This window comes from Pseudonocardia adelaidensis (assembly GCF_039543345.1).
In the GTDB taxonomy this organism is placed as follows: Bacteria; Actinomycetota; Actinomycetes; order Mycobacteriales; family Pseudonocardiaceae; genus Pseudonocardia; species Pseudonocardia adelaidensis.
In genome coordinates, this window is sequence record NZ_BAABJO010000002.1 from 73,913 (window position 1) to 93,600 (window position 19,688).

A 19,688-nucleotide genomic window follows, 5' to 3' on the forward strand; every position below is an offset into this window, starting at 1 on the left:
CGTAGGTGGACACGGCCCGAGTCAGGCGGGGAGGACCTCGCGGCCCAGCACTTCGGCCACCGCTTCCGTGGTGACCGCGCCCTCGCGGAGGACGCGGGGATCGTCGCCCGTCAGGTCGACGACCGTCGAGGCCACCGGCTCACCGGACGGCCCGCCGTCGAGGTAGACCGCCACCTTCTCGCCGAGCTGCTCCTCCGCCTCCGGCACCGACGCCGCGGGCGGCCGTCCGGAGACGTTCGCGCTCGACACCGCCATCGGGCCGACGTCGCGCAGCAGCTCCAGCGCCACCGGGTGCAGCGGCATGCGGAGCATCACCGTGCCCTTGCTGGCACCCAGCTCCCACTTGAGGGACGGCGCGTGCGAGAGCACCAGCGACAGCCCACCCGGCCAGAACGCCTCGATCAAGTCGCGCGCCGACTTCGGCACGCCCAGCACCAGACCGTCGATCGTCGACCACGAGCCGACGAGTACCGGGACGGGCATATCCGGCCCGCGCCCCTTCGCGGTGAGCAGGTTGCGCACCGCCGGACCGCTGAACGCGTCGCAGCCGATGCCGTAGACCGTGTCCGTGGGCAGCACCACGAGCCGGCCGGCCTTCACCGCCCGCGCCGCTGCCGCCAGACCCTCCGCGCGCTGGTCGGGGATCGCGCAGTCGTACGTGGAAGCCACGGGGGGAGCCTATGCCGGTCGCTCACGCACCCCTTCTCCGCGGTGCGTCCGTCGCCATGATCAGCGCTTGCGGTTCTCCACCGGTGCGGTGCTGCGACCGCACTCGTCGATCACGGCCGGCCCGCGGGGTGGAGGGGGCGGCGGCGGGCGGTGGCGAAGCGGGGGCGGCCGGCCAGGTCGACGTGGTCCTCGACGTCGGTGAGCACGCGTCTGCGGCGCAGCAGGGCGGGGACGGCCTCGCCGTGGGTGTCGTCGTGCTCGATCGCGAGCGCGCCGCCGGTGCGCAACAGGGCGGCGGAGGTGGACACCACGGCGCGGATGATCTCCAGCCCGTCCGGGCCGCCGTACAGGGCCGCGGGCGGGTCCCACCCGGTGACCTCCGGCGGCAGCGCGGCGCCGTCGGGGACGTAGGGCGGGTTGCAGAGCACGAGGTCGACGCGGGTCTCGAGCTCGACGAGCAGGTCGGGCTTGCGCACGTCGGCGGCGTGTACGGCGACGGGTGTGCCCCCCGCGGCGACGTGCTCGGCGACGTTGCGGTTCGCCCAGGTCAGGGCGGTGGGGTCGAGCTCGACGGCGTGCACCACGGCGTCCGGGCGGCTCGTCGCGACGGCGAGGGCCAGCGCGCCGGTGCCCGTGCAGAGGTCCACGACCAGCGGCGCGGCGATCTCGGCGATCTCGCGCAGCCCCCACTCGAGCAGCAGCTCCGTCTCGGGGCGCGGGGTGAACACACCCGGCCCGACCGCGACCTGGACGGGCCCGAGCACCGCCGTGCCGAGCAGGTGCTGCAAGGGCTCGCGCGCCGCGCGGCGCTCCACGAGCGTGCGCAACGCCTCCAGGGCGGGCGCGTCGACGAGCGGGTGCATCATCAGCTTCCCCCGGTCGACGCCGACGACGTGGGCCGCGAGCATCTCCGCATCCACCCGGGGCGAGGCCACCCCGGCGCCGGCGAGCACCCGCTCGGCCTCGAGGATCGCCAGCCGCAGCGGCTCACGACCCACGACGAACCTTCCCGGATTGCCGCCCGAACGCACTCCCCGGGGACAACGAAGCCATGTCCACGCAACCACGTGGCATGAACGTGGCTTTGCTGCAATCACAGGGCCTCACTTGCCCACGGCCTCCGCGCGATCGGCCGCCTGCAGGGCGTCGACCACCGCGTCCAGGTCGCCGTCCAGGACCGACGACAGGTTGTGGGCCTTGTAACCCACGCGGTGGTCGGAGATGCGGTTCTCCGGGAAGTTGTAGGTGCGGATGCGCTCGGAGCGGTCGACGGTGCGCACCTGGGAACGCCGGTCGGCCGACGCCTTCGCGGCCGCCTCCTCCTCCGCGAGTGCCTGCAGCCGCGCGCGCAGCACCTCCATGGCGCGGGCCCGGTTCTGCAGCTGCGAGCGCTCGTTCTGGCAGCTCACGACGATGCCGGTGGGCAGGTGCGTGATGCGGACGGCCGAGTCGGTGGTGTTGACGCTCTGCCCGCCGTGGCCGGAGGAGCGGAAGACGTCGATGCGCAGGTCGTTCTCGTCGATCTCGACGTCGGCGTCCTCACCGGTGTCGGGGTAGACGAGCACACCCGCTGCGGAGGTGTGGATGCGCCCCTGCGACTCGGTGACGGGCACCCGCTGCACGCGGTGCACCCCACCTTCGAACTTCAGCGCCGACCAGACGCCGTCGGCGACCGGTTCGCGCGAGCGCACGGAGATGGTGACGTCCTTGTAGCCGCCGAGGTCGGACGGCACCGAGTCGATGATCTGGGTGGACCAGCCGCGACGCTCGGCGTACCGCAGGTACATGCGGGCGAGATCCCCGGCGAAGAGTGCCGACTCCTCGCCCCCCTCCCCCGACTTGATCTCGAGGATGACGTCGTCGGCGTCGTGCGGGTCGCGGGGCACGAGCAGCTCGGCGAGGCGGCGCTCCAGTACGGGGATCTTCGCGGCGAGCTCGTCGGCCTCCGCCCCGAACGACGGGTCCTGCGCCGCGAACTCGCGGGCGGTGGCGATGTCCGCGCGGGCGGCGTTCAGCTCGCGCGCGACGGCGACGATCGGGCCGATCTCCGAGTAGCGCCTGCCCAGCTTGCGGGCGGTGGCGGGGTCGGCGTGCACGGACGGGTCGGCGAGGCGCAGCTCCAGCTCGGCGTGCTCGGCGAGCACGGCCTCGACCGCCGGTGCTGTCATGCGACTCCTCCTCTCCTGGTCCGGACATGCCGACGGCGCCCATCCGCGGTGGAATGGGCGCCGTCGAGGACGCTACTTCTTGCCGGCCCGCTTGCCGTAGCGCGCCTCGAAGCGGGCGACGCGGCCGCCGGAGTCGAGGATCCGCTGCTTGCCGGTGTAGAACGGGTGGCACGCCGAGCAGGTCTCGACGGTCATCTTGCCGCTGGTCTTGGTGCTGCGGGTGGTGAACGTGTTGCCGCAGCCGCAGACGACCTGCGTCTCGACGTACTCGGGGTGGATGCCTGAACGCACGTTGGTTCCTCTCGAAGTGGCGCCGGGTCCCAGTGCTGAGCAGGGTGAACCGGAGCCGGAGCGTGACGTCCCATTCAACCACCCGGGCCGCCCGCGGATTCCCGCGGGCGGCCCGGACGGTCGCTGGGATCAGTCGTTGTCGTTGCCGGGTGTGCTCTTCGCGACCTGCATCAGGAACTCGATGTTGGTGCGCGTCTTGCGGAGCTGGGTGAGCAGCAGGTCGATGGCCTGCTGGTCGTCCAGCGCGGCGAGCACCCGGCGGAGCTTGACCATCACGGCGTACTCGTCCGGCGACATGATCAGCTCTTCCTTGCGGGTGCCGGAGTCGCCCACGTCGATGGCCGGGAAGACCCGCTTGTCGGCGATCTTGCGGTCGAGCTTGAGCTCGGCGTTGCCGGTGCCCTTGAACTCCTCGAAGATCACCGTGTCCATCGTGGACCCGGTCTCGACGAGCGCCGTGGCGAAGATCGTCAGCGAGCCGCCGTCCTCGATGTTGCGCGCAGCCCCGAGGAACCGCTTCGGCGGGTACAGCGCCGTGGAGTCGACACCACCGGACAGGATCCGGCCCGACGCGGGCGCGGCCAGGTTGTAGGCCCGGCCGAGGCGCGTGATGTTGTCGAGCAGCACGACGACGTCGTGGCCCAGCTCGACCAGGCGCTTCGCCCGCTCGATCGACAGTTCCGCGACCGTGGTGTGGTCGGTCGGCGGCCGGTCGAACGTGGACGCGATGACCTCGCCCTTCACCGACCTCTGCATGTCGGTGACCTCCTCCGGCCGCTCGTCGACGAGGACGACCATGAGGTGGCATTCGGGGTTGTTCGTGGTGATCGCGTTGGCGATGTTCTGCATGATCGTGGTCTTGCCCGCCTTCGGCGGCGACACGATCAGCGCGCGCTGGCCCTTGCCCACCGGCATGACCAGGTCGATCACGCGGGTGGTGAGCTTGTGCGGCTCGGTCTCCAGACGCAGCCGCTCGTTGGGGTAGAGCGGGGTGAGCTTGGTGAACTCGGGCCGCTGCTTCGACGTCTCCGGGTCCTGCCCGTTGATGGAGTCGACCCGGACCAGCGGGTTGAACTTCTGCCGCGACTGCTCGCCCTCGCGGGGCTCGCGCACGGCGCCGGTGATGGCATCGCCACGGCGCAGGCCGTACTTGCGGACCATCGACAGCGACACGTAGACGTCCGTGGGGCCGGACAGGTAGCCGGTGGTGCGGACGAACGCGTAGTTGTCGAGGATGTCGACGATGCCGGCGACCGGCAGCAGCACGTCGCCGTCGCGCACCTCGGTGTCGACGTTGCCCTGGCCACCGCCACCGGTGCGGTCGCGGTCGCGGTCCCGGCCCCGGCGGCGGTCGCGGAACCGGCGGCCGCGCCTGCCCCGGCCGTCACCGTCGTCGTCGCCGTCGTCGTCCGGCCGGTTGTCGCGCGGGCCGCGCGGGTCGGAGCGGGTGTCGGCGCGGTTGTCCGGGCGGTCCCCGCGGTTGTCGCGGTCCCCTCGGTTGTCGGCGCGGTTGTTGTCGCGGCCGCTTTCCCGGCCGCCGTCCCGACCACCACGGTCGCGGTCCCGGCCGCCCTCGCGCCGGCTGTCGGGCCGCGCGTCGCCGCCGTCGCGGCCACCGTCCCGCTGCCGCTCCTCCGCGGGCGCGCTGGTCGCGGGCGCACTGCTCGCGGCCGCACTGCTCGTGGGCTCCGCGGCCTGCTGCGCCTGCTCGGCCTGCTGCTCGGCGCGGTTGCGCCGGCTCTGCCGGGACCGCCGGGTGGGCGCAGCGGCCTCGACGGCCTCGCCAGCAGGGGCGGCGCCGTTCTCGGCCTCGGGCGCGGGCTCGGCGGCCGGGGCAGCCGGAGCGGCGTCGGCAACGGGCGCGGCGTCGGCCACGGCGGCACCGTTCACGGTGGACGTGGCGGGCTCGGACGCAGCGGGCTCCGACGTGGCGGGTGGCGACGTGGCGGGTGGCGACGCGACGGACGGCGCGCCTGCCGGCCGGGACGCGGCCCGGCGGCGTCGGGTGGGCTCCGCGGCGGGGGCGGGCTCGGCAACGGCGGCCGCAGGAGCGGCCTCGGCGGCCGGCGCGGCGCCGTTGACGGCGGGCGCCTCGGCGCTCGCCGGTGCGGCGGACTCCTCGCCGGTGCCCGGGAGGGTCTGCTGGGCGGCGGCGGAGCGCTTGCGGCGCTGCGGCGCACCCTGCTTCTCCTTGATGGCGGCGATCAGGTCGCCCTTCCGCATCCCGGCGATGTCCGGGATGTTCAGCTCGCCGGCCAGCTGGCGGAGCTCCGCCAGCACCATGCCGCTGAGGCCGCCGCGCTTGCGAGGGGCGGGAGCAGCCTCGGTGCTGACGAGATCGGTCTCGCTCACAGATGTCCTTCCTGACCGACCGGGCTTCCAGCCCTGGTCAGCGGGATTCACACACTCGCCCGGACGGTGTGCCGGACGACATGTCGGTCAACGGGTCGCGGGAACAGCGGCCGCCCCGACAGCAATGGTGGCGATCGTCGCGACGCTCCGGGGAAGAGGCCGCTCGGGTCGGAACCGGTATGGCGCGGTGGATCTGGGCGGATTCCGGCTCGAGTGGCCACGCGGATGCCGCGTGGATCGCCGTTGCGGTGCCGAGCGTAGACGGTCCGCCCTGATCGCGGCAACAACCCCCTGTCATGGCGCGCCGGTTGGACGAAGATCAGCCGATCTCGACCGTCGCACCCGTGCCGTCGACGGGCAGCGCGAGTGCGGTGTACCCGCGCAGGTCGAGGTCCGGGGGCAGCGTGCCGTCTGCGGTGAGGGCCAGCACGGTGGGGCCGGCTCCCGAGATCGCAGCGGGGATGCCGCGGTCACGCAGCGTGTCGACCAGGTCGGCCGAGTCCGGGTAGGCCGGGCGCCGGTAGTGCTGGTGGAGCCGGTCCTCCGTGGCCGGCAGCAGAAGCTCGGGCCGCTGGGTGAACGCCAGCACGGCGAGCGCGGTGCGGCTGCCGGTGAAGGCCGCGTCGACCAGCGGGACGCGGTCGGGCAGCAGCCCGCGCGTGGTGCTGGTGAGCGATTCGGTTCCCGCGACGAGCGCAACCGGGTGGATGCCCGGATGCGTCTCGAGCCGTACAGCGCTGAACCGCTGCGACGTATTCCGGCCGGCGTCCCACGCGATGACGAACCCGCCGAGCAGGCTGGCGGCCGCGTTGTCCGCGTGGCCCTCCATCCCGGCCGCGACCTGCAGGATCGCGTCCCGCTCCAGCTCGGCGTCGCGCCCGGCGAGCACCACGGCTGCCGTCGCGCCCGCCACGGCTGCGGCCGCCGAGCTGCCCAGCCCGCGCGAGTGCGGGATCGCGTTGCGGCAACGCATCCGGATACCGGGCGGGGCGTCCCCGACGACGTCCCACGCCGAGCGCATCGCCCTGGCCACGAGGTGCGCCTCGTCGCACGGCACGCGGCCCGCACCCTCGCCGGACACCTCGATCACGACGCCCTCGGGCGCCACCGACACCTCGACCGAGTCGTGGAGACCGAGGGCGAGCCCGAGCGAGTCGAAGCCGGGACCGAGGTTGGCCGAGGAGCCCGGCACCCGCACCCGGACCTCACGGGGCCGCCCCATCAGTGCCCACCCGGCGCCGGCGCGGTGGCTGTGCCGGCACGAGACGGCTGCCCGGCCTCCAAGCCGGCGTCGGGGCTCACCGCAGCTCCAGTGCGGCAGCCACCGCGCCGGGGTCGATCGGCACCACCGTGGGCTCGGGTGCCGCCAGCAGCGCCGTATCCGGGTCCTTCAGGCCGTGGCCCGTGACCGTGCACACCACCAGCGAGCCACGGGGCAGCGTGCCGTCCGCGGCGGACTGCAGGAGCCCGGCCACGCTCGCGGCCGACGCAGGCTCGACGAACACGCCTTCGCGCGCCGAGAGCAGGCGGTAGGCGGACAGGATCTCGTCGTCGGTGACGGCGGCGAAGCGGCCGTCCGACTCGTCGCGCGCCTTCATGGCACCCGCCCACGAGGCCGGCGCGCCGATCCGGATCGCGGTGGCGATCGTCTCCGGCGCCACCACCGGCTCGCCCCGCACGAGCGGCGCCGCGCCCGCAGCCTGGAACCCGAACATCCGCGGCGGCGTGTGGATCAGCCCGTCGGCGAGGTAGGCGCGGTACCCCTGCCAGTACGCGGTGATGTTGCCCGCGTTGCCCACCGGCAGGCAGTGCACGTCGGGCGCGCGGCCGAGCTCGTCGCAGATCTCGTACGCCGCGCTCGCCTGGCCGGCGATCCGGGTGGGGTTCACGGAGTTGACGAGCGCGGCCACCGGGTAGTCGGCCGTGGTCTTGCGGGCGAGCTCGAGGCAGTCGTCGAAGTTGCCGTCGATCTGCAGGATCCGGGCCCCGTGCGCCACGGCCTGGGCCAGCTTGCCGAGCGCGATCTTGCCCCGCGGCACGAGGACGGCGCAGGTCATCCCGGCGCGCGTGGCGTAGGCGGCGGCGGAGGCGGAGGTGTTGCCGGTGGACGCGCAGAGCACGCCCTGCTTGCCCTCGGCGAGCGCGTGCGTGACCGCCATCGTCATCCCGCGGTCCTTGAACGAGCCCGTGGGATTCGCGCCGTCGACCTTGAGGAGGACCTCGCAGCCGGTGGCCGCGGACAGGTGCGGTGCGGGCAGCAGCGGGGTACCGCCCTCGCCGAGCGTGACGACGGTCCAGCCCTCCTGGACCGGCATCCGCTCCCGGTAGGCCTCGATCACCCCCGGCCAGCGGGTGAGCTTCTGCGCGGCGGTCATCCCGCAACTCCCTTCCGGCCCAGGTCCTCGACCCGAAGCACGCTGTGGACGCCGTGCACGACGTCGAGCCCGGCCAGCACGTCCACCGTGGCGGCGAGCGCTGCCTCCGGCGCCTTGTGCGTGACGACGACGATCCGCGCGGAGCCGTCGCCGTTGCCCTCGCCCGTCTGCCGGGCCGCCGCGATGCTCACGCCGTGCCGGGCGAACTCGCCGGTGATCGTCGAGAGCACGCCCGCGCGGTCGACGACCTCGAGGCTCACGTGGTAGCGCGTGCGCAGGGTGCCCATCGGACGGACGGGCAGGCTCGCGTACGCCGACTCCCGCGGCCCGCGCCCGCCGAGCACCCGGTTGCGGGCCACCGCGACGAGGTCGCCGAGCACGGCGCTCGCCGTGGGCGCGCCGCCCGCGCCCTGCCCGTAGAACATCAGCTGGCCGGCGGCCTCGGCCTCGACGAACACGGCGTTGAAGGCCCCGTCGACGGCGGCGAGCGGATGGGTCGCCGGGATCATCGCGGGGTGCACGCGCGCCGACACCGACTCGGGCATCGACGCGTCGGCGGGCGCCCGCTCGCAGATCGCAAGCAGTTTGATCACGCAGCCCATCGCCGACGCGGCCGCGATGTCGCCCGCGGTGACCGCCCGGATGCCCTCGCAGTGCACGTCGGCGGCGGTGACGCGGGTGTGGAAGGCCAGCGACGCGAGTATCGCGGCCTTGGACGCGGCGTCGTAGCCGTCGACGTCGGCGCTCGGGTCGGCCTCGGCGTAGCCCAGCCGCGTGGCCTCCTCGAGCGCGTCGGCGTAGCTCGCGCCGGAGGCGGCCATCGCGGAGAGGATGAAGTTCGTGGTCCCGTTGACGATGCCGGCGACGCGCGTGATCCGGTCTCCCACCAGCGACTCGCGCAGCGGGCGCAGCAGCGGGATCGCGCCGGCCACGGCGGCCTCGTAGTACAGGTCGACGCCCGAGGCGTCGGCGGCCACGGCGAGCGATGCACCGTCCTCCGCCAGCAGCGCCTTGTTGGCGGTGACCACGGACTTCCCGGCCTTCAGCGCCTCCAGCAGCAGCGTGCGGGCCGGCTCGATGCCGCCGATCACCTCGACGACCACGTCCACGTCGTCGCGCGTGACCAGGCCGGGTGCGTCGGCGGTGAGCAGGTCGCCGAGGTCGGCGTGCTTGTGGGGGCGGCGCACCGCCACCCCGGCCAGCTCGACCGGGGCGCCCGCGCGGGCGGCCAGCTCGTCGGCCTGCTCGCGCAGCAGCCGCACGACCTCCCGGCCGACCGTGCCGCAGCCCAGCATGGCCACGCGGATCGGTTTCACGCCCCGATCCTCGCTGGTGCCCTGGTGCCCGCGGCACCCCGGGTGCGCGTACTCACGCCGGAACCTCCAGCCGGAACTGGTCCTCCAGCGTCTCGCGGCGCAGCAGGGCCCGCGCCTCGCCGTCGCGCACGGCCACCACGGCGGGCCGGGGCAGGCGGTTGTAGGAGCTCGCCATCGAGTAGCAGTAGGCGCCGGTGGCGGCCACGGCGAGGAGGTCGCCGGGGGCGAGGTCGGCGGGCAGCCAGCAGTCGCGCACCACGACGTCGCCGCTCTCGCAGTGCTTGCCGACCACCCGCGACAGCACCGCGTCACCGCTGCCGTCGCGCTCGGACGACCGGGAGACGAGCCGGCAGTCGTACACGGCGTCGTAGAGCGCGGTGCGGATGTTGTCGCTCATCCCCCCGTCGACGCTCACGTAGCGCCGCATCGAGGAGCCGCCGAGCGGCACGTCCTTGAGCGTGCCCACCGTGTAGAGCGTGATCCCCGCCGGCCCGGCGATCGCCCGGCCCGGTTCCACGGCGATCCGCGGCACGTCCAGGTCCTCGGCGTGGCACTCGCGCTTGACGATCCCGCGCAGCTCCTCCGCCAGCTCCGGGACGTCGACCGGGGTCTCGTCGGCCCGGTAGGCGATGCCGAAGCCACCGCCCAGGTCGAGGGTGGTGAGCGCCGCCACCGTGTCGCCACCGTGCTCCTTGCGCAGGCGGGCGAGGAACCGCACGACGCGGTGCGCCGCCACCTCGAAGCCCTCGGTGTCGAAGATCTGGCTGCCGATGTGGCTGTGCAGGCCCACGAGCCGCAGGCCGTCGGCCGCGAGCACCCGCCGCACCGCCTCGGCCGCCGCGCTCGCCTCGCCACCCGCGATCGAGAAGCCGAACTTCTGGTCCTCGTGGGCGGTGGCGATGAACTCGTGCGTGTGCGCCTCGACACCCACCGTGAGCCGGACCATCACCGGCACGACGACGCCGCGCTCGCGCGCCACCGCGTCGAGGCGGGCGATCTCGTGGAACGAGTCGAGCACGACCCGCCCGACGCCCGCCTCCACGGCGGCCACCAGCTCGTCGATCGACTTGTTGTTGCCGTGCAGCGCGATCCGCTCCGCCGGGAAGCCCGCGCGCAGCGCGACGGCCAGCTCACCGCCGCTCGCGACGTCCAGGGAGAGCCCCTCCTCCGCGACCCAGCGCGCCACCTCGGTGCACAGGAACGCCTTCGCCGCGTAGTGCACGGCCTCCGCCCCGAACGCGGCCGCGAACTCCGCGGCGCGGGAGCGGAAGTCGGCCTCGTCGAGCACGAAGAGCGGGGTGCCGTAGCGCTCGGCGAGATCGCGCACGTCGACGCCGCCGACCTCCAGCGCGCCGGCATCGCCACGGGCGGCGTTGCGCGGCCAGACGGCCGGCGCGAGCTCGTCGAGCCCGGCCGCGTCCTGCGGGCGGGGACCCGCGGTCTCCGGCGGAACCGAGATGCCGGCGTGCAGCGGGCCGGCGGGGTGCGCGTTCACATCCGCTCCGGCGCGCTCACACCGAGCAGCGCGAGCCCGTTGGCGAAGACCTGGCGTGCGGCGACGCAGAGCGCGAGGCGGGCGCGGTGCAGGTCACCGACCTCCTCGTCGCCCATCGGCAGCACGCGGCACGTGTCGTAGAACTTGTGGTAGGCGCTCGCCAGCTGCTCGAGGTAGCGGGCCACCCGGTGCGGCTCGCGCAGCTCGGCCGCGGTGGTGACGACGGCCGGGAACTCGCCGATCGTGCGGATCAGGTCGCCCTCGCGCGGGTGCTCCAGCAGGCCGTACGAGTCACCCGGCTCGACGCCCAGGTCGGCGGCGTTGCGGGCGAGCGAGGCCAGCCGGGCGTGCGCGTACTGGACGTAGAAGACCGGGTTGTCGTTCGAGCGCTTGACGAGCAGGTCGAGGTCGATGTCGAGCGGCGAGTCGACCGACGAGCGCACCAGCGAGTACCGCGCTGCGTCGACCCCGACGGCCTCGACCAGGTCGTCCATCGTGACCGTGTTGCCTGCGCGCTTGCTCATCCGCACCGGCTTGCCGTCCTTGACGAGGTTGACCAGCTGCCCGATCAGCACCTCGACCACGGCCGGGTCGTCACCGAACGCCGCCGCGGCGGCCTTGAGCCTGCCGATGTAGCCGTGGTGGTCGGCACCGAGCATGTAGATGCACAGGTCGAAGCCGCGCGAGCGCTTGTCGAGCAGGTAGGCGAGGTCGCCCGCGATGTAGGCGGGGGTGCCGTCGCTCTTGATGACCGGCCGGTCCTTGTCGTCGCCGAAGTCCTTGGACCGCAGCCACCACGCCCCGTCGGCGAAGTAGAGGGCGCCGGAGTCCTTCAGCCGCTGGACGGCCGCGTCGACCGCGCCCGACTCGTGCAGCGACTGCTCGTGGAAGAACACGTCGAAGTCGGTGCCGAAGTCGTGCAGCGTGCTCTTGATGCTGTCGAACATCCGCCCGACGCCCACGCGCCGGAACGCCTCGTCGCGCTCGGCGTCGGGCAGGTCCAGCACCCCCGGCTCGGCCGCCACGACCTCCTGGGCGACCTCGCCGATGTAGGCGCCCGCATAGCCGTCCTCGGGCGTCGGCCGGCCCTGAGCCGCTGCGACCAGCGACCGGACGAACCGGTCGATCTGCGCGCCGGCGTCGTTGAAGTAGTACTCACGGGTGACCTTCGCCCCCCGCGCCGCCAGCACGCGGCCCAGTGCGTCGCCGACCGCGGCCCAGCGGGTGGCGCCCATGTGCAGCGGGCCCGTCGGGTTGGCGGAGACGAACTCCAGGTTCACGTTCCGCCCGGCGTAGTCGTCGCCGGTGCCGTAGCCATCGCCCGCCGCGAGCACGTTCCCGACGAGGGCGCCCTGGGCGTCGGCGGCCAGCCGGATGTTGATGAAGCCAGGGCCCGCCACCTCGGCACTGGTCACGCCCTCGCGCCCGGCCAGCTCCTCGGCCAGCCAGCCGGCCAGGTCGCGCGGGGCGACACCGGCCTTCTTGGCGGTGCGCATGGCCACGTTGGTGGCGTAGTCGCCGTGCTCGGGGTTGCGCGGCCGCTCCACGGCGACGTCGACGGGCAGCGCCGTGAGGTCGAGGCCGCGTCGCGTCAGCACGTCGGACGCGGCGGCACGGACCAGTTCGGCAAGCACGTCGGGAGTCACCAGTCAAGTCTAGGCAGGTGCGCTCACGGGTTTCTCATGCGCCGCTCCTACACTGCGTTCTCGCAAGGGGCCGTCAGAGTGACGGTGCGACGCCCCGGATTCCGAGGTCTGGACGGTTCATGGTCAGCGGCAAGACGAGCAAGACGACCCGCAAGTCCCGGCCGACGGTGGTCGTCCAGAAGTCCACCCCGTGGGGACTCATCGCGGCCGTCGTCGTCGTGGCGCTCTTCGCAGGCGTCGTGTTCGGCTACGCGTTCCTGCGCAACCAGGAGAACCAGCAGCAGGCCGACGCCATGGCGCCCTTCACGCCCACCGCGGAGAAGCAGGACCCGTCCACGCAGATCCCCGGCGTGCAGGTCCAGCCGTACGAGGGCGGGCTGCACGTCGACCGGGCCACGCACGTGGCGTACACCCACGCCCCGCCGATGGGCGGCGCCCACGACTACAGCTGGGCCACCTGCACCGGCGTCGTCTACCCGGTGGCCATCCGCAGCGAGAACGCCGTGCACTCGCTGGAGCACGGCTCCGTCTGGATCGCCTACAACCCGGACCAGGTCACCGGCGACGCGCTCGAGACGCTGCGCAGCAAGGTGCAGGGCCAGCCGTACATGCTGATGTCCCCCTTCCCCGGGCTCGACCAGCCGATCTCGCTGCAGTCATGGGGCCACCAGCTGAAGCTGGCCGACGCGAACGACCCGCGGATCGACCAGTTCATCACCGCGCTGCGCCTGAACCAGTACCAGTACCCGGAGCCCGGCGCGAGCTGCAACGAGATCGGCCCGCAGGAGGGCGGCTTCCAGCAGGACAACCCGCCGCCGTTCGAGCCCGCGCCCGCACCGGGCGCGCCGGGCGCGTACCCGGAGACCGCGGGCCAGCCGACACCGGACGGGATGGCGCCGGGCGGGGCGGCACCGGCCACCGGTTCGTGATGGCCGTGACCAGCCCCGCCGCGCCGGCCGATGCGGAGCAGCAGGCTCCGCGGGAGGCCCGCTGGATCCGCCCCGTCCTCGCCGTCGTCGCGGTCGTCGGGCTCCTGCTGCTGGGTGCGGCCGGCGGGCTGCTCGTCGGCGGGGCCCCCGGCTCGGGAGCGCCCGCCGTGCCCGAGCTGGGCTCGGTGGACGTCGGGTTCGCCCAGGACATGACGGTGCACCACGAGCAGGCTGTGACGATGGCCTCGTGGGAGCGCGACCACACCACCGACCCCGTCGTGCACCAGATCGCCTCCGACATCGCGGCCACCCAGACCTCCCAGATCGGCCGCATGCAGGGGTGGCTCGAGCTGTGGGGCGCCCCGTCGTTGCCGGCAGGCGGGAAGCACATGGCCTGGATGACCGAGCCGTCGCACGACCACGGCCTCGCAGCGGCGGGCGGGGCCACCACGATGCCGGGCATGGCGAGCGGCGACGAGCTCGCCGCCCTGCGCGCCGCCACGGGGCCCCAGCTCGACGTCATGTTCCTGCAGCTGATGCTCCGCCACCACCAGGGCGGCGCCGGCATGCTGCAGTACGGGGCCGAGCACGCGGCCGTGCCGCAGGTCCGGAACCTGGCCGCCCAGATGCTCCGCTCCCAGAACACCGAGAGCGACTACCTGCGCCAGCTGCTCACCGAGCGCGGGGGGCAACCCCTGCCGCTCTAGATCCGGGCGTGCGCTAGGGTTGGTGCATCGCACGGCCCCCGTAGCTCAGGGGATAGAGCACCGCCCTCCGGAGGCGGGAGCGCAGGTTCGAATCCTGCCGGGGGCACCATCACGGTGACCACGAGATGCGGCCCCTCACCAGCACGAACAGGGTGAGGGGCCGGTCTTGTCGAGTCCGGCCGCGTACGACCGTGACGGGCCATTGCCGAGCGTCTGTGCTGAATACGTGCAGAAGTTCCGCTACCCCTCCCGGTGGCCGAGTGCCTCCGCGACCCGCCATCGGAGAGCCTCGGGAATGCCGGGCTAGTCTCGGCGTTATACCCCCGGGGGTAGTTGAGAGGCAGGAGCGGGACGTGGACGTGGACAGCGCGCAGCTGGTGGATGTGCTCGGACGGCTGCGGCGGGTGCAGGGCCAGATCGGCGGGATCGTGCGCATGATCGAGGAGGGCCGGGACTGCTCGGACGTGGTGACGCAGCTCGCGGCCGCGTCCCGGGCGTTGGACCGCGCCGGGTTCAAGATCATCGCGACGGGCATGCGGCAGTGCATGGTTCAGGACGACGCGGGAATTCGCCGGTTGAACGAGGAGGAGCTGGAGCGGCTGTTCCTGTCTCTCGCCTGACATCTCGCCAACATCGAGGACACCGTCGGAGGAGTCGACATGGATGTCGCCTACGAGCGCAGCGTCACCGTCGCGCTGCCCTATGCCGAGGCGGTCACGCGGACTCGTGAGGCGCTGGCCGAGCAGGGCTTTGGCGTGCTGAGTGAGATCGACGTGCAGGCCACGTTGCGGGAGAAGCGGGGCCTGGAGATGGAGCCCTACGTCATTCTCGGGGCCTGCAACCCGGAACTGGCGCACCGGGCGCTGGACATCGACCGCAGCATCGGTGTGCTGCTGCCGTGCAACGTGGTGGTCAGCGGCCAGGACCGCGGCGCAAAGGTGCAGATCCTCGATCCCCTGATCATGGCTGCCGTCATGGGCCGAGAAGAGCTGCAGCCCATCGCCCAGGACGCGGCCCGCCGTCTGCAGACCGTGCTGGACACCCTGACCAGCCACACCGAGGAGGAGACCTGATGGACCCCAAGACCGCATACGAACGTCGCCAGGACGTGCAGCTGCTCGACATCCGCGAGGACGCCGAGTGGAACGCCGGCCGCATCGAGGGCGCGGTCCACATCCCGCTGGCGCAACTGCCGGCACGTCTGGCCGAACTCGAGCGCGGCCGCCCGGTGGTCACGGTGTGCCGCAGCGGAGGCCGCGCCGGGAAAGCGAGCGAGCACCTGACCCAGGCGGGGCTCACCGCCGAGACCATGGACGGCGGGATGGCCGCCTGGTCGCAGGCCGGCCTGCCGTTCACCGCCGCCGATGGCGGCCCCGGCCGCGTCGCCTGACGCGACGCCTTTCACTTTTCGAATGCGTATACCCTACGGGGTAGGGAAGGGAAGTCATGGTTCAGATCGTGACGATCGAGACGTCCAGCTTGGGTGACCGCAGCTACCTGGCCCACGACGCGGAAGTGGCCGTGGTGGTGGATCCGCAGCGCGACATCGACCGGGTGCAGGCGCTGGCCGCCGAGCTCGGGGTGCGGGTCAGCCACGTGTTGGAGACCCACGTGCACAACGACTACGTCACCGGCGGGCTGGAACTCGCCCAGGCCACCGACGCGACCTACGTGCTTCCGGCGGGTAGCGACGTGGAGTTCGAGCACACCAGCGTCGCCGACGGCGCCGTGTTGGAGGTCGGCGGGATGCGGGTGCGGGTGCTGCACACCCCTGGGCACACCCACCACCACGTCAGCTACGTCCTGGCCGACACGGGCGGTGGGGTGCGGGCGGTGTTCACCGGCGGGTCGATGCTCTACGGCGCGACCGGTCGCACTGATCTGGTCAGCCCGGACGACACCGTGGCGCTGAGTCACGCGCAGTACCGGTCGGTGCGGCGGCTGGCCGCGGAGCTGCCGGACGAGGCCGCGGTGATGCCCACCCACGGTTTCGGCAGCTTCTGCTCGGCCACTCCGACCAGCGGTGACGCCTCAACGATCGGTGAGCAGGCCCGGGTGAACCCGGCGTTGACGCTGGCCGAGCAGGACTACGTCGACACGCTGCTCGCCGGGCTGGACGCCTACCCCGCCTACTACGCCCACATGGGCCCGATCAACCGGCGCGGGGCCGCACCGGTGGACCTGTCGCCGCCCGAGCCGGTCGAGCCGGCCGAGTTGCGCCGCCGCATCGAGGCCGGTGAATGGGTGGTGGACCTGCGGGATCGCACCGCGTTCGCGGCCGGGCACCTGGCCGGCTCGCTCGGGTTCGAGCTGTCCATCAACTTCGTGACCTACCTGGGCTGGCTCTACCGCTACGGCACCCCGCTGACGCTGATCGGGGAGACTCCGGAGCAGGTCGCCGAGGCCCGCCGCGAGCTCGTCCGCATCGGCATCGACGAGATCGCCGGTGCCGCCACCGGTGACATCGAGACCCTCGCCGACGGGCGGCCGTTGCGCTCCTACCCGGTGACCGACTTCGCGGGGCTGGCCAAGGCCCGCGAGCAGGGACCGGTGCAGGTCCTCGACGCCCGCCGCAACGACGAACGGGCCCGCGGATACGTGGCCGGGTCCCAGCACATCCCGCTGCACGAGCTGGCCGACCGCATCGACGAGGTCCCCCGGGGCGAGGTGTGGGTCTACTGCGGCTCCGGCTACCGCGCCTCCATCGCGGCCTCGGTGCTGGACGGCCCAGGCCGCCACGTCGTGCTGATCAACGACTCCTACGACGCCGCGAACGCCGCCGGCCTGGAGGACGAGCGCCCCACCGAAGGCCCCAGCGCCAGCACCCGGAGGTCCCCCCGATGACCCAGCCCCACTACAGCCACCGCCGCGCCCATCCGGAGCGGGTCGACGCGGCCACGCTCCGCGCGTGGCTCGCCCAGCCCGACACGGTGACCGTGCTGGACGTCCGCACGCCTGCGGAGTTCGAGGCCGTGCACATCCGCGGCTCTTACAACGTGCCGCTGAACCTGCTCGACGAGCACGCCGAGCAGGTGGCCTCCCGGCTCGACCGCCACGTCGTGCTGATCTGCCAGTCCGGGCCGCGGGCCGCACAGGCCCGACAGCGCCTCGCCGCAGTCGGCGCGGACCGGGTCCACGTCCTCGACGGCGGCATCACCGCCTACGCCCGCAGCGGGGGCGATGGCGGTGACGGCGGCAATGAGACGGACGGCAGTCTCGTGCGAGGCCGGGCCCGCTGGTCACTCGAGCGCCAGGTCCGCCTCGTCGCGGGGACGCTGGTGCTGGCCGGGCTGGTCGCCGGGCTGCGTGCCCCCAGAGCACGGCTGCTCTCCGCCGGGATCGGGGCCGGGTTGACCGTGTCCGCGCTGACCGACACCTGCACCATGGCCCGGGTGCTGTCCGCGCTGCCCTACAACCGCGGCCCCCGCGACCGCGCCCCCGCTGAGGTCCTCGCCCAGCTCCCGACCGGGGCGGCGGCCCACCCCGCGCCGTCGCCCACCGAGTAGCGCGGTGCTCGCCGGGACCGGACTCGGGCTGGTCATCGGGGTGCTGCTCGGGCTGCTCGGCGGTGGCGGGTCGATCCTGGCAGTGCCCGCCCTGGTCTACGGCGCCGGGGTGCCTCTGTCGGCGGCGGTGCCGATGTCACTGCTCGTCGTCGCGATCTCCTCCGCGGCCGCCCTGCTGCCCAGGCTGCGCCACGGTCAGGTCGCGTGGCGCATCGCCGGGGTGTTCGGGGCGGCCGGGGCCGGGGCGGCGTTCGCCGGGGCGGCAGTCAACCGGCTGCTCGACCCCCGGGTCGTGCTGGTCGGGTTCGCGGTGATCATGGCCGTCGCCGCGGTGCGGATGCTGCGCGAACAGACCGCCGAGGGCGGGGACTGCGCGCTGCCCGGGGGCGGGGTGAACTGGCGCGGCTGTCTACCCAAGGCGATCGGCTCCGGGCTGGTGGTGGGTTTTCTCACCGGCCTGTTCGGCGTCGGCGGCGGCTTCCTGATCATCCCCGCTCTCGTGCTGCTGCTGGGCCTGCCCATGACCGTGGCCGTCGGCACCTCGCTGCTGGTCATCGTCATCAACTCCGCCGCCGGGTTCGCCGCCCATGCCGGCGACACCACCCTGGACCATCGGCTGACCGCCGCGTTCACCCTCGCCGCGATCGTCGGCTCCGTGATCGCCGGGCGGGTTGCCACCCGGTTGCCCGCCGACCGGCTCCGCCGCTGGTTCGCCTACCTCGTGCTGGCCGTCGCGGCCTTCGTCACGGTTCAGACCCTGCTCAACCCCGCAGCCGTGACCGGCTGAGCCGCAGCGGGGCGGTCCAGGTCTTGACGTGGGTTGTCGGTCCTGCGGAGGCCACCCGAGGCCCCCATCGTCGGCTGGCCCGGCCCCCAACGTCGGATCAGAGCCGCCGCCTGCACTGTCAGGCCTCCGGCCCCGGCAGACGTTCCGACCCCGCATGAACGGCTTGCCGCCGCAGCTCCGGAGTTCAGTTGACTGATCTTGCGACGCCGGAGTCGACGTGCGTGGCGCGCACAGTCATCAGCGGCGTCTCCTCGCTGGGTGCTCTGGACAGAGGTCATTCCGCCGTGGGACGCCGACATTTCCGCGCGTCGCGGCGTGCAGGCGGGCCAGGCCGAGCAAGCCCGCCAGCACGACCTGGCACGCGGGAGGCCCAGCCCTGCGACCGCACGATCCGCCACACGCCCGGCGACCGCCGTGCTGCACACGTGCAGAAGCACCACGGTGACCGATGATCGGCCCTTCGCCCGCCGACGCGGTGAGGGGCAGTTCCGCTGCGTCGGCCGGGTCGGACCATGGTCGGTCCGACCCGCTCGCCGACCGGGAGGTCCCGACATGACCAGCAAGTTCACCGAGCTCGCGATCGACTGTGCCGATCCCGGCGGCCTCGCCCGCTTCTGGTGCGCGGTCCTCGGCTACGAGGTGCAGGACGAGGACGGGGGAATCGTCACGATCGGCTCCCCGGCGGTGCCCGGAGGCAGGAACCGCACCGGCCCGGTGCCCCCGACGTTGACCTTCGCGCGGGTGCCGGAGGGGAAGACCGTCAAGAACAGGCTCCACATCGACGTCAACCCCACCGACCGGGACCAGGACGACGAGGTCCGTCGCCTGCTCGGCCTCGGTGCCCGGCACGCGGACGTCGGCCAGGGCGACGAGAGCTGGGTCGTCCTCGCCGACCCGGAGGGCAACGAGTTCTGCGTCCTCGCGGACCGCCGCCCGTGATCGGCGGGTGCTGGTTCAGCACTGCCGGTTCAGCACTGCCGGTTCAGCACTGCCGGTTCAGCACTGCCGGTTCAGCACTGCCGGTTCAGCACTGCCGGCGGGGCGTACCACGCAGCGTGCACCAGCAGACGGACTGCTCGGCCGCCGTCGTCGCGATGGAGACGCGGGCGCGCACGTCCTTGCCGAAACGGCGGCGCAGCGCCTTCCGCGCGGCCTTCTGCACGCGCTTCGTGAGCTCGTCCCGATCCCACGGCGCCCCGTCGGCGAACGAGAGGACCGCGACGAACCCGTGCCGGTGGGGACTTCGCCGGGGCTGCGGGCGCACCTCGTCCGCACGGGAGACCTCCGCGGTCACGTGGAGCTTGCGGTGGGTGCTGATCGCCCTGGCCAGCTCTGCCTCGATGGCGTACGGGTCCACGTCGGGGGCCGCCGTGACGTGCACGACCGCCATGACGGGGTCGGTCGTGAACATGGTCGCGCTCCCCTGGCACGGAGGGATCGGGTCGCC

20 protein-coding genes and 1 tRNA gene are annotated in these 19,688 nt (G+C 73.2%); 10 read left to right on the plus strand and 11 right to left on the minus strand.

Going from position 1 to position 19,688, the window contains the following annotated elements:
* Window positions 1-21: 21 nt before the first annotated feature.
* From ABEA81_RS02185 to argS, 10 genes are all read right to left on the minus strand, one after another.
* Window positions 22-669 (minus strand): L-threonylcarbamoyladenylate synthase, encoded by a 648-nt coding sequence (locus tag ABEA81_RS02185; RefSeq protein ID WP_345602864.1) that lies wholly within the window; start codon window positions 667-669, stop codon window positions 22-24.
* Window positions 670-779: 110 nt separating this feature from the next.
* Window positions 780-1,667, minus strand: a complete 888-nt coding sequence (gene prmC / locus ABEA81_RS02190) for a peptide chain release factor N(5)-glutamine methyltransferase (RefSeq protein ID WP_345602865.1) — start codon at window positions 1,665-1,667, stop codon at window positions 780-782.
* Window positions 1,668-1,772: 105 nt separating this feature from the next.
* Window positions 1,773-2,837, minus strand: a complete 1,065-nt coding sequence (gene prfA, locus ABEA81_RS02195) for a peptide chain release factor 1 (RefSeq protein WP_345602866.1) — start codon at window positions 2,835-2,837, stop codon at window positions 1,773-1,775.
* 72 nt (window positions 2,838-2,909) lie between these two features.
* Window positions 2,910-3,128 carry a 50S ribosomal protein L31 gene (rpmE, locus tag ABEA81_RS02200; protein WP_345602867.1) on the minus strand — a complete coding sequence of 73 codons (219 nt, stop codon included), beginning with the start codon at window positions 3,126-3,128 and terminating at the stop codon, window positions 2,910-2,912.
* Between the two features lie 129 nt (window positions 3,129-3,257).
* Complete coding sequence (gene rho, locus ABEA81_RS02205) at window positions 3,258-5,411, minus strand: transcription termination factor Rho (RefSeq protein ID WP_425570435.1); 2,154 nt, start codon at window positions 5,409-5,411, stop codon at window positions 3,258-3,260.
* A gap of 388 nt (window positions 5,412-5,799) precedes the next feature.
* Window positions 5,800-6,702 carry a homoserine kinase gene (thrB, locus tag ABEA81_RS02210; RefSeq protein WP_345602869.1) on the minus strand — a complete coding sequence of 301 codons (903 nt, stop codon included), beginning with the start codon at window positions 6,700-6,702 and terminating at the stop codon, window positions 5,800-5,802.
* 76 nt (window positions 6,703-6,778) lie between these two features.
* Window positions 6,779-7,855, minus strand: coding sequence for a threonine synthase (thrC, locus tag ABEA81_RS02215; protein WP_345602871.1), 1,077 nt, complete (start codon window positions 7,853-7,855; stop codon window positions 6,779-6,781).
* The gene (locus tag ABEA81_RS02220) at window positions 7,852-9,171 is read right to left on the minus strand and encodes a homoserine dehydrogenase (protein WP_425570422.1); all 1,320 of its coding nucleotides are present in this window, start codon (window positions 9,169-9,171) and stop codon (window positions 7,852-7,854) included. Before ABEA81_RS02220 ends, thrC begins: the two co-directional genes overlap by 4 nt.
* Window positions 9,172-9,223: 52 nt before the next feature.
* Entirely contained in the window at window positions 9,224-10,666 is a 1,443-nt protein-coding gene (gene lysA / locus ABEA81_RS02225; RefSeq protein ID WP_345602872.1) for a diaminopimelate decarboxylase, read from the minus strand.
* The gene (gene argS / locus ABEA81_RS02230) at window positions 10,663-12,312 is read right to left on the minus strand and encodes an arginine--tRNA ligase (protein ID WP_345602873.1); all 1,650 of its coding nucleotides are present in this window, start codon (window positions 12,310-12,312) and stop codon (window positions 10,663-10,665) included. Before argS ends, lysA begins: the two co-directional genes overlap by 4 nt.
* A gap of 119 nt (window positions 12,313-12,431) precedes the next feature.
* Here argS and ABEA81_RS02235 point away from each other — a divergent pair, with 119 nt between their 5' ends.
* The 10 genes from ABEA81_RS02235 to ABEA81_RS02280 all read left to right on the plus strand — a co-directional run bounded on the left by ABEA81_RS02235 (window position 12,432) and on the right by ABEA81_RS02280 (window position 19,180).
* The gene (locus ABEA81_RS02235; RefSeq protein WP_345602874.1) at window positions 12,432-13,241 is read left to right on the plus strand and encodes a DUF3105 domain-containing protein; all 810 of its coding nucleotides are present in this window, start codon (window positions 12,432-12,434) and stop codon (window positions 13,239-13,241) included.
* Window positions 13,241-13,948, plus strand: a complete 708-nt coding sequence (locus ABEA81_RS02240) for a DUF305 domain-containing protein (RefSeq protein WP_345602876.1) — start codon at window positions 13,241-13,243, stop codon at window positions 13,946-13,948. The genes ABEA81_RS02235 and ABEA81_RS02240 overlap by 1 nt, the downstream gene beginning before the upstream one ends.
* Window positions 13,949-13,982: 34 nt before the next feature.
* Window positions 13,983-14,057: transfer RNA gene (locus tag ABEA81_RS02245), tRNA-Arg, on the plus strand.
* A gap of 244 nt (window positions 14,058-14,301) precedes the next feature.
* Window positions 14,302-14,568 carry a metal-sensitive transcriptional regulator gene (locus ABEA81_RS02250; RefSeq protein WP_345602877.1) on the plus strand — a complete coding sequence of 89 codons (267 nt, stop codon included), beginning with the start codon at window positions 14,302-14,304 and terminating at the stop codon, window positions 14,566-14,568.
* Between the two features lie 39 nt (window positions 14,569-14,607).
* Window positions 14,608-15,021 carry a DUF302 domain-containing protein gene (locus ABEA81_RS02255; RefSeq protein ID WP_345602878.1) on the plus strand — a complete coding sequence of 138 codons (414 nt, stop codon included), beginning with the start codon at window positions 14,608-14,610 and terminating at the stop codon, window positions 15,019-15,021.
* A complete protein-coding gene (locus ABEA81_RS02260) occupies window positions 15,021-15,338 on the plus strand; it encodes a rhodanese-like domain-containing protein (RefSeq protein WP_345602879.1) in 318 nt (105 codons plus the stop codon). The genes ABEA81_RS02255 and ABEA81_RS02260 overlap by 1 nt, the downstream gene beginning before the upstream one ends.
* 68 nt (window positions 15,339-15,406) lie before the next feature.
* The gene (locus tag ABEA81_RS02265; RefSeq protein ID WP_345602880.1) at window positions 15,407-16,792 is read left to right on the plus strand and encodes an MBL fold metallo-hydrolase; all 1,386 of its coding nucleotides are present in this window, start codon (window positions 15,407-15,409) and stop codon (window positions 16,790-16,792) included.
* Window positions 16,789-17,454, plus strand: a complete 666-nt coding sequence (locus ABEA81_RS02270; protein WP_345602882.1) for a rhodanese-like domain-containing protein — start codon at window positions 16,789-16,791, stop codon at window positions 17,452-17,454. The genes ABEA81_RS02265 and ABEA81_RS02270 overlap by 4 nt, the downstream gene beginning before the upstream one ends.
* Window positions 17,455-17,458: 4 nt before the next feature.
* Window positions 17,459-18,241, plus strand: coding sequence for a sulfite exporter TauE/SafE family protein (locus ABEA81_RS02275; RefSeq protein ID WP_345602883.1), 783 nt, complete (start codon window positions 17,459-17,461; stop codon window positions 18,239-18,241).
* 552 nt (window positions 18,242-18,793) lie between these two features.
* Entirely contained in the window at window positions 18,794-19,180 is a 387-nt protein-coding gene (locus ABEA81_RS02280) for a VOC family protein (protein WP_345602884.1), read from the plus strand.
* Between the two features lie 85 nt (window positions 19,181-19,265).
* On the opposite strand, the gene ABEA81_RS02285 is transcribed toward ABEA81_RS02280, so the two are convergent.
* A complete protein-coding gene (locus ABEA81_RS02285) occupies window positions 19,266-19,652 on the minus strand; it encodes a hypothetical protein (protein WP_345602885.1) in 387 nt (128 codons plus the stop codon).
* Window positions 19,653-19,688: the final 36 nt, after the last annotated feature.

Bases quoted from the DNA above. Each gene is read 5' to 3' on its own strand.
- ABEA81_RS02270 (WP_345602882.1), top strand. From the start codon at position 16,789: ATGACCCAGCCCCACTACAGCCACCGCCGCGCCCATCCGGAGCGGGTC.
- ABEA81_RS02285 (WP_345602885.1), bottom strand. From the start codon at position 19,652: ATGTTCACGACCGACCCCGTCATGGCGGTCGTGCACGTCACGGCGGCC.
- rho (WP_425570435.1), bottom strand. From the start codon at position 5,411: ATGGTGCTGGCGGAGCTCCGCCAGCTGGCCGGCGAGCTGAACATCCCG.
- thrC (WP_345602871.1), bottom strand. From the start codon at position 7,855: ATGACCGCCGCGCAGAAGCTCACCCGCTGGCCGGGGGTGATCGAGGCC.
- ABEA81_RS02280 (WP_345602884.1), top strand. From the start codon at position 18,794: ATGACCAGCAAGTTCACCGAGCTCGCGATCGACTGTGCCGATCCCGGC.
- ABEA81_RS02240 (WP_345602876.1), top strand. From the start codon at position 13,241: ATGGCCGTGACCAGCCCCGCCGCGCCGGCCGATGCGGAGCAGCAGGCT.
- thrB (WP_345602869.1), bottom strand. From the start codon at position 6,702: ATGGGGCGGCCCCGTGAGGTCCGGGTGCGGGTGCCGGGCTCCTCGGCC.
- ABEA81_RS02235 (WP_345602874.1), top strand. From the start codon at position 12,432: ATGGTCAGCGGCAAGACGAGCAAGACGACCCGCAAGTCCCGGCCGACG.
- prfA (WP_345602866.1), bottom strand. From the start codon at position 2,837: ATGACAGCACCGGCGGTCGAGGCCGTGCTCGCCGAGCACGCCGAGCTG.
- ABEA81_RS02260 (WP_345602879.1), top strand. From the start codon at position 15,021: ATGGACCCCAAGACCGCATACGAACGTCGCCAGGACGTGCAGCTGCTC.
- ABEA81_RS02255 (WP_345602878.1), top strand. From the start codon at position 14,608: ATGGATGTCGCCTACGAGCGCAGCGTCACCGTCGCGCTGCCCTATGCC.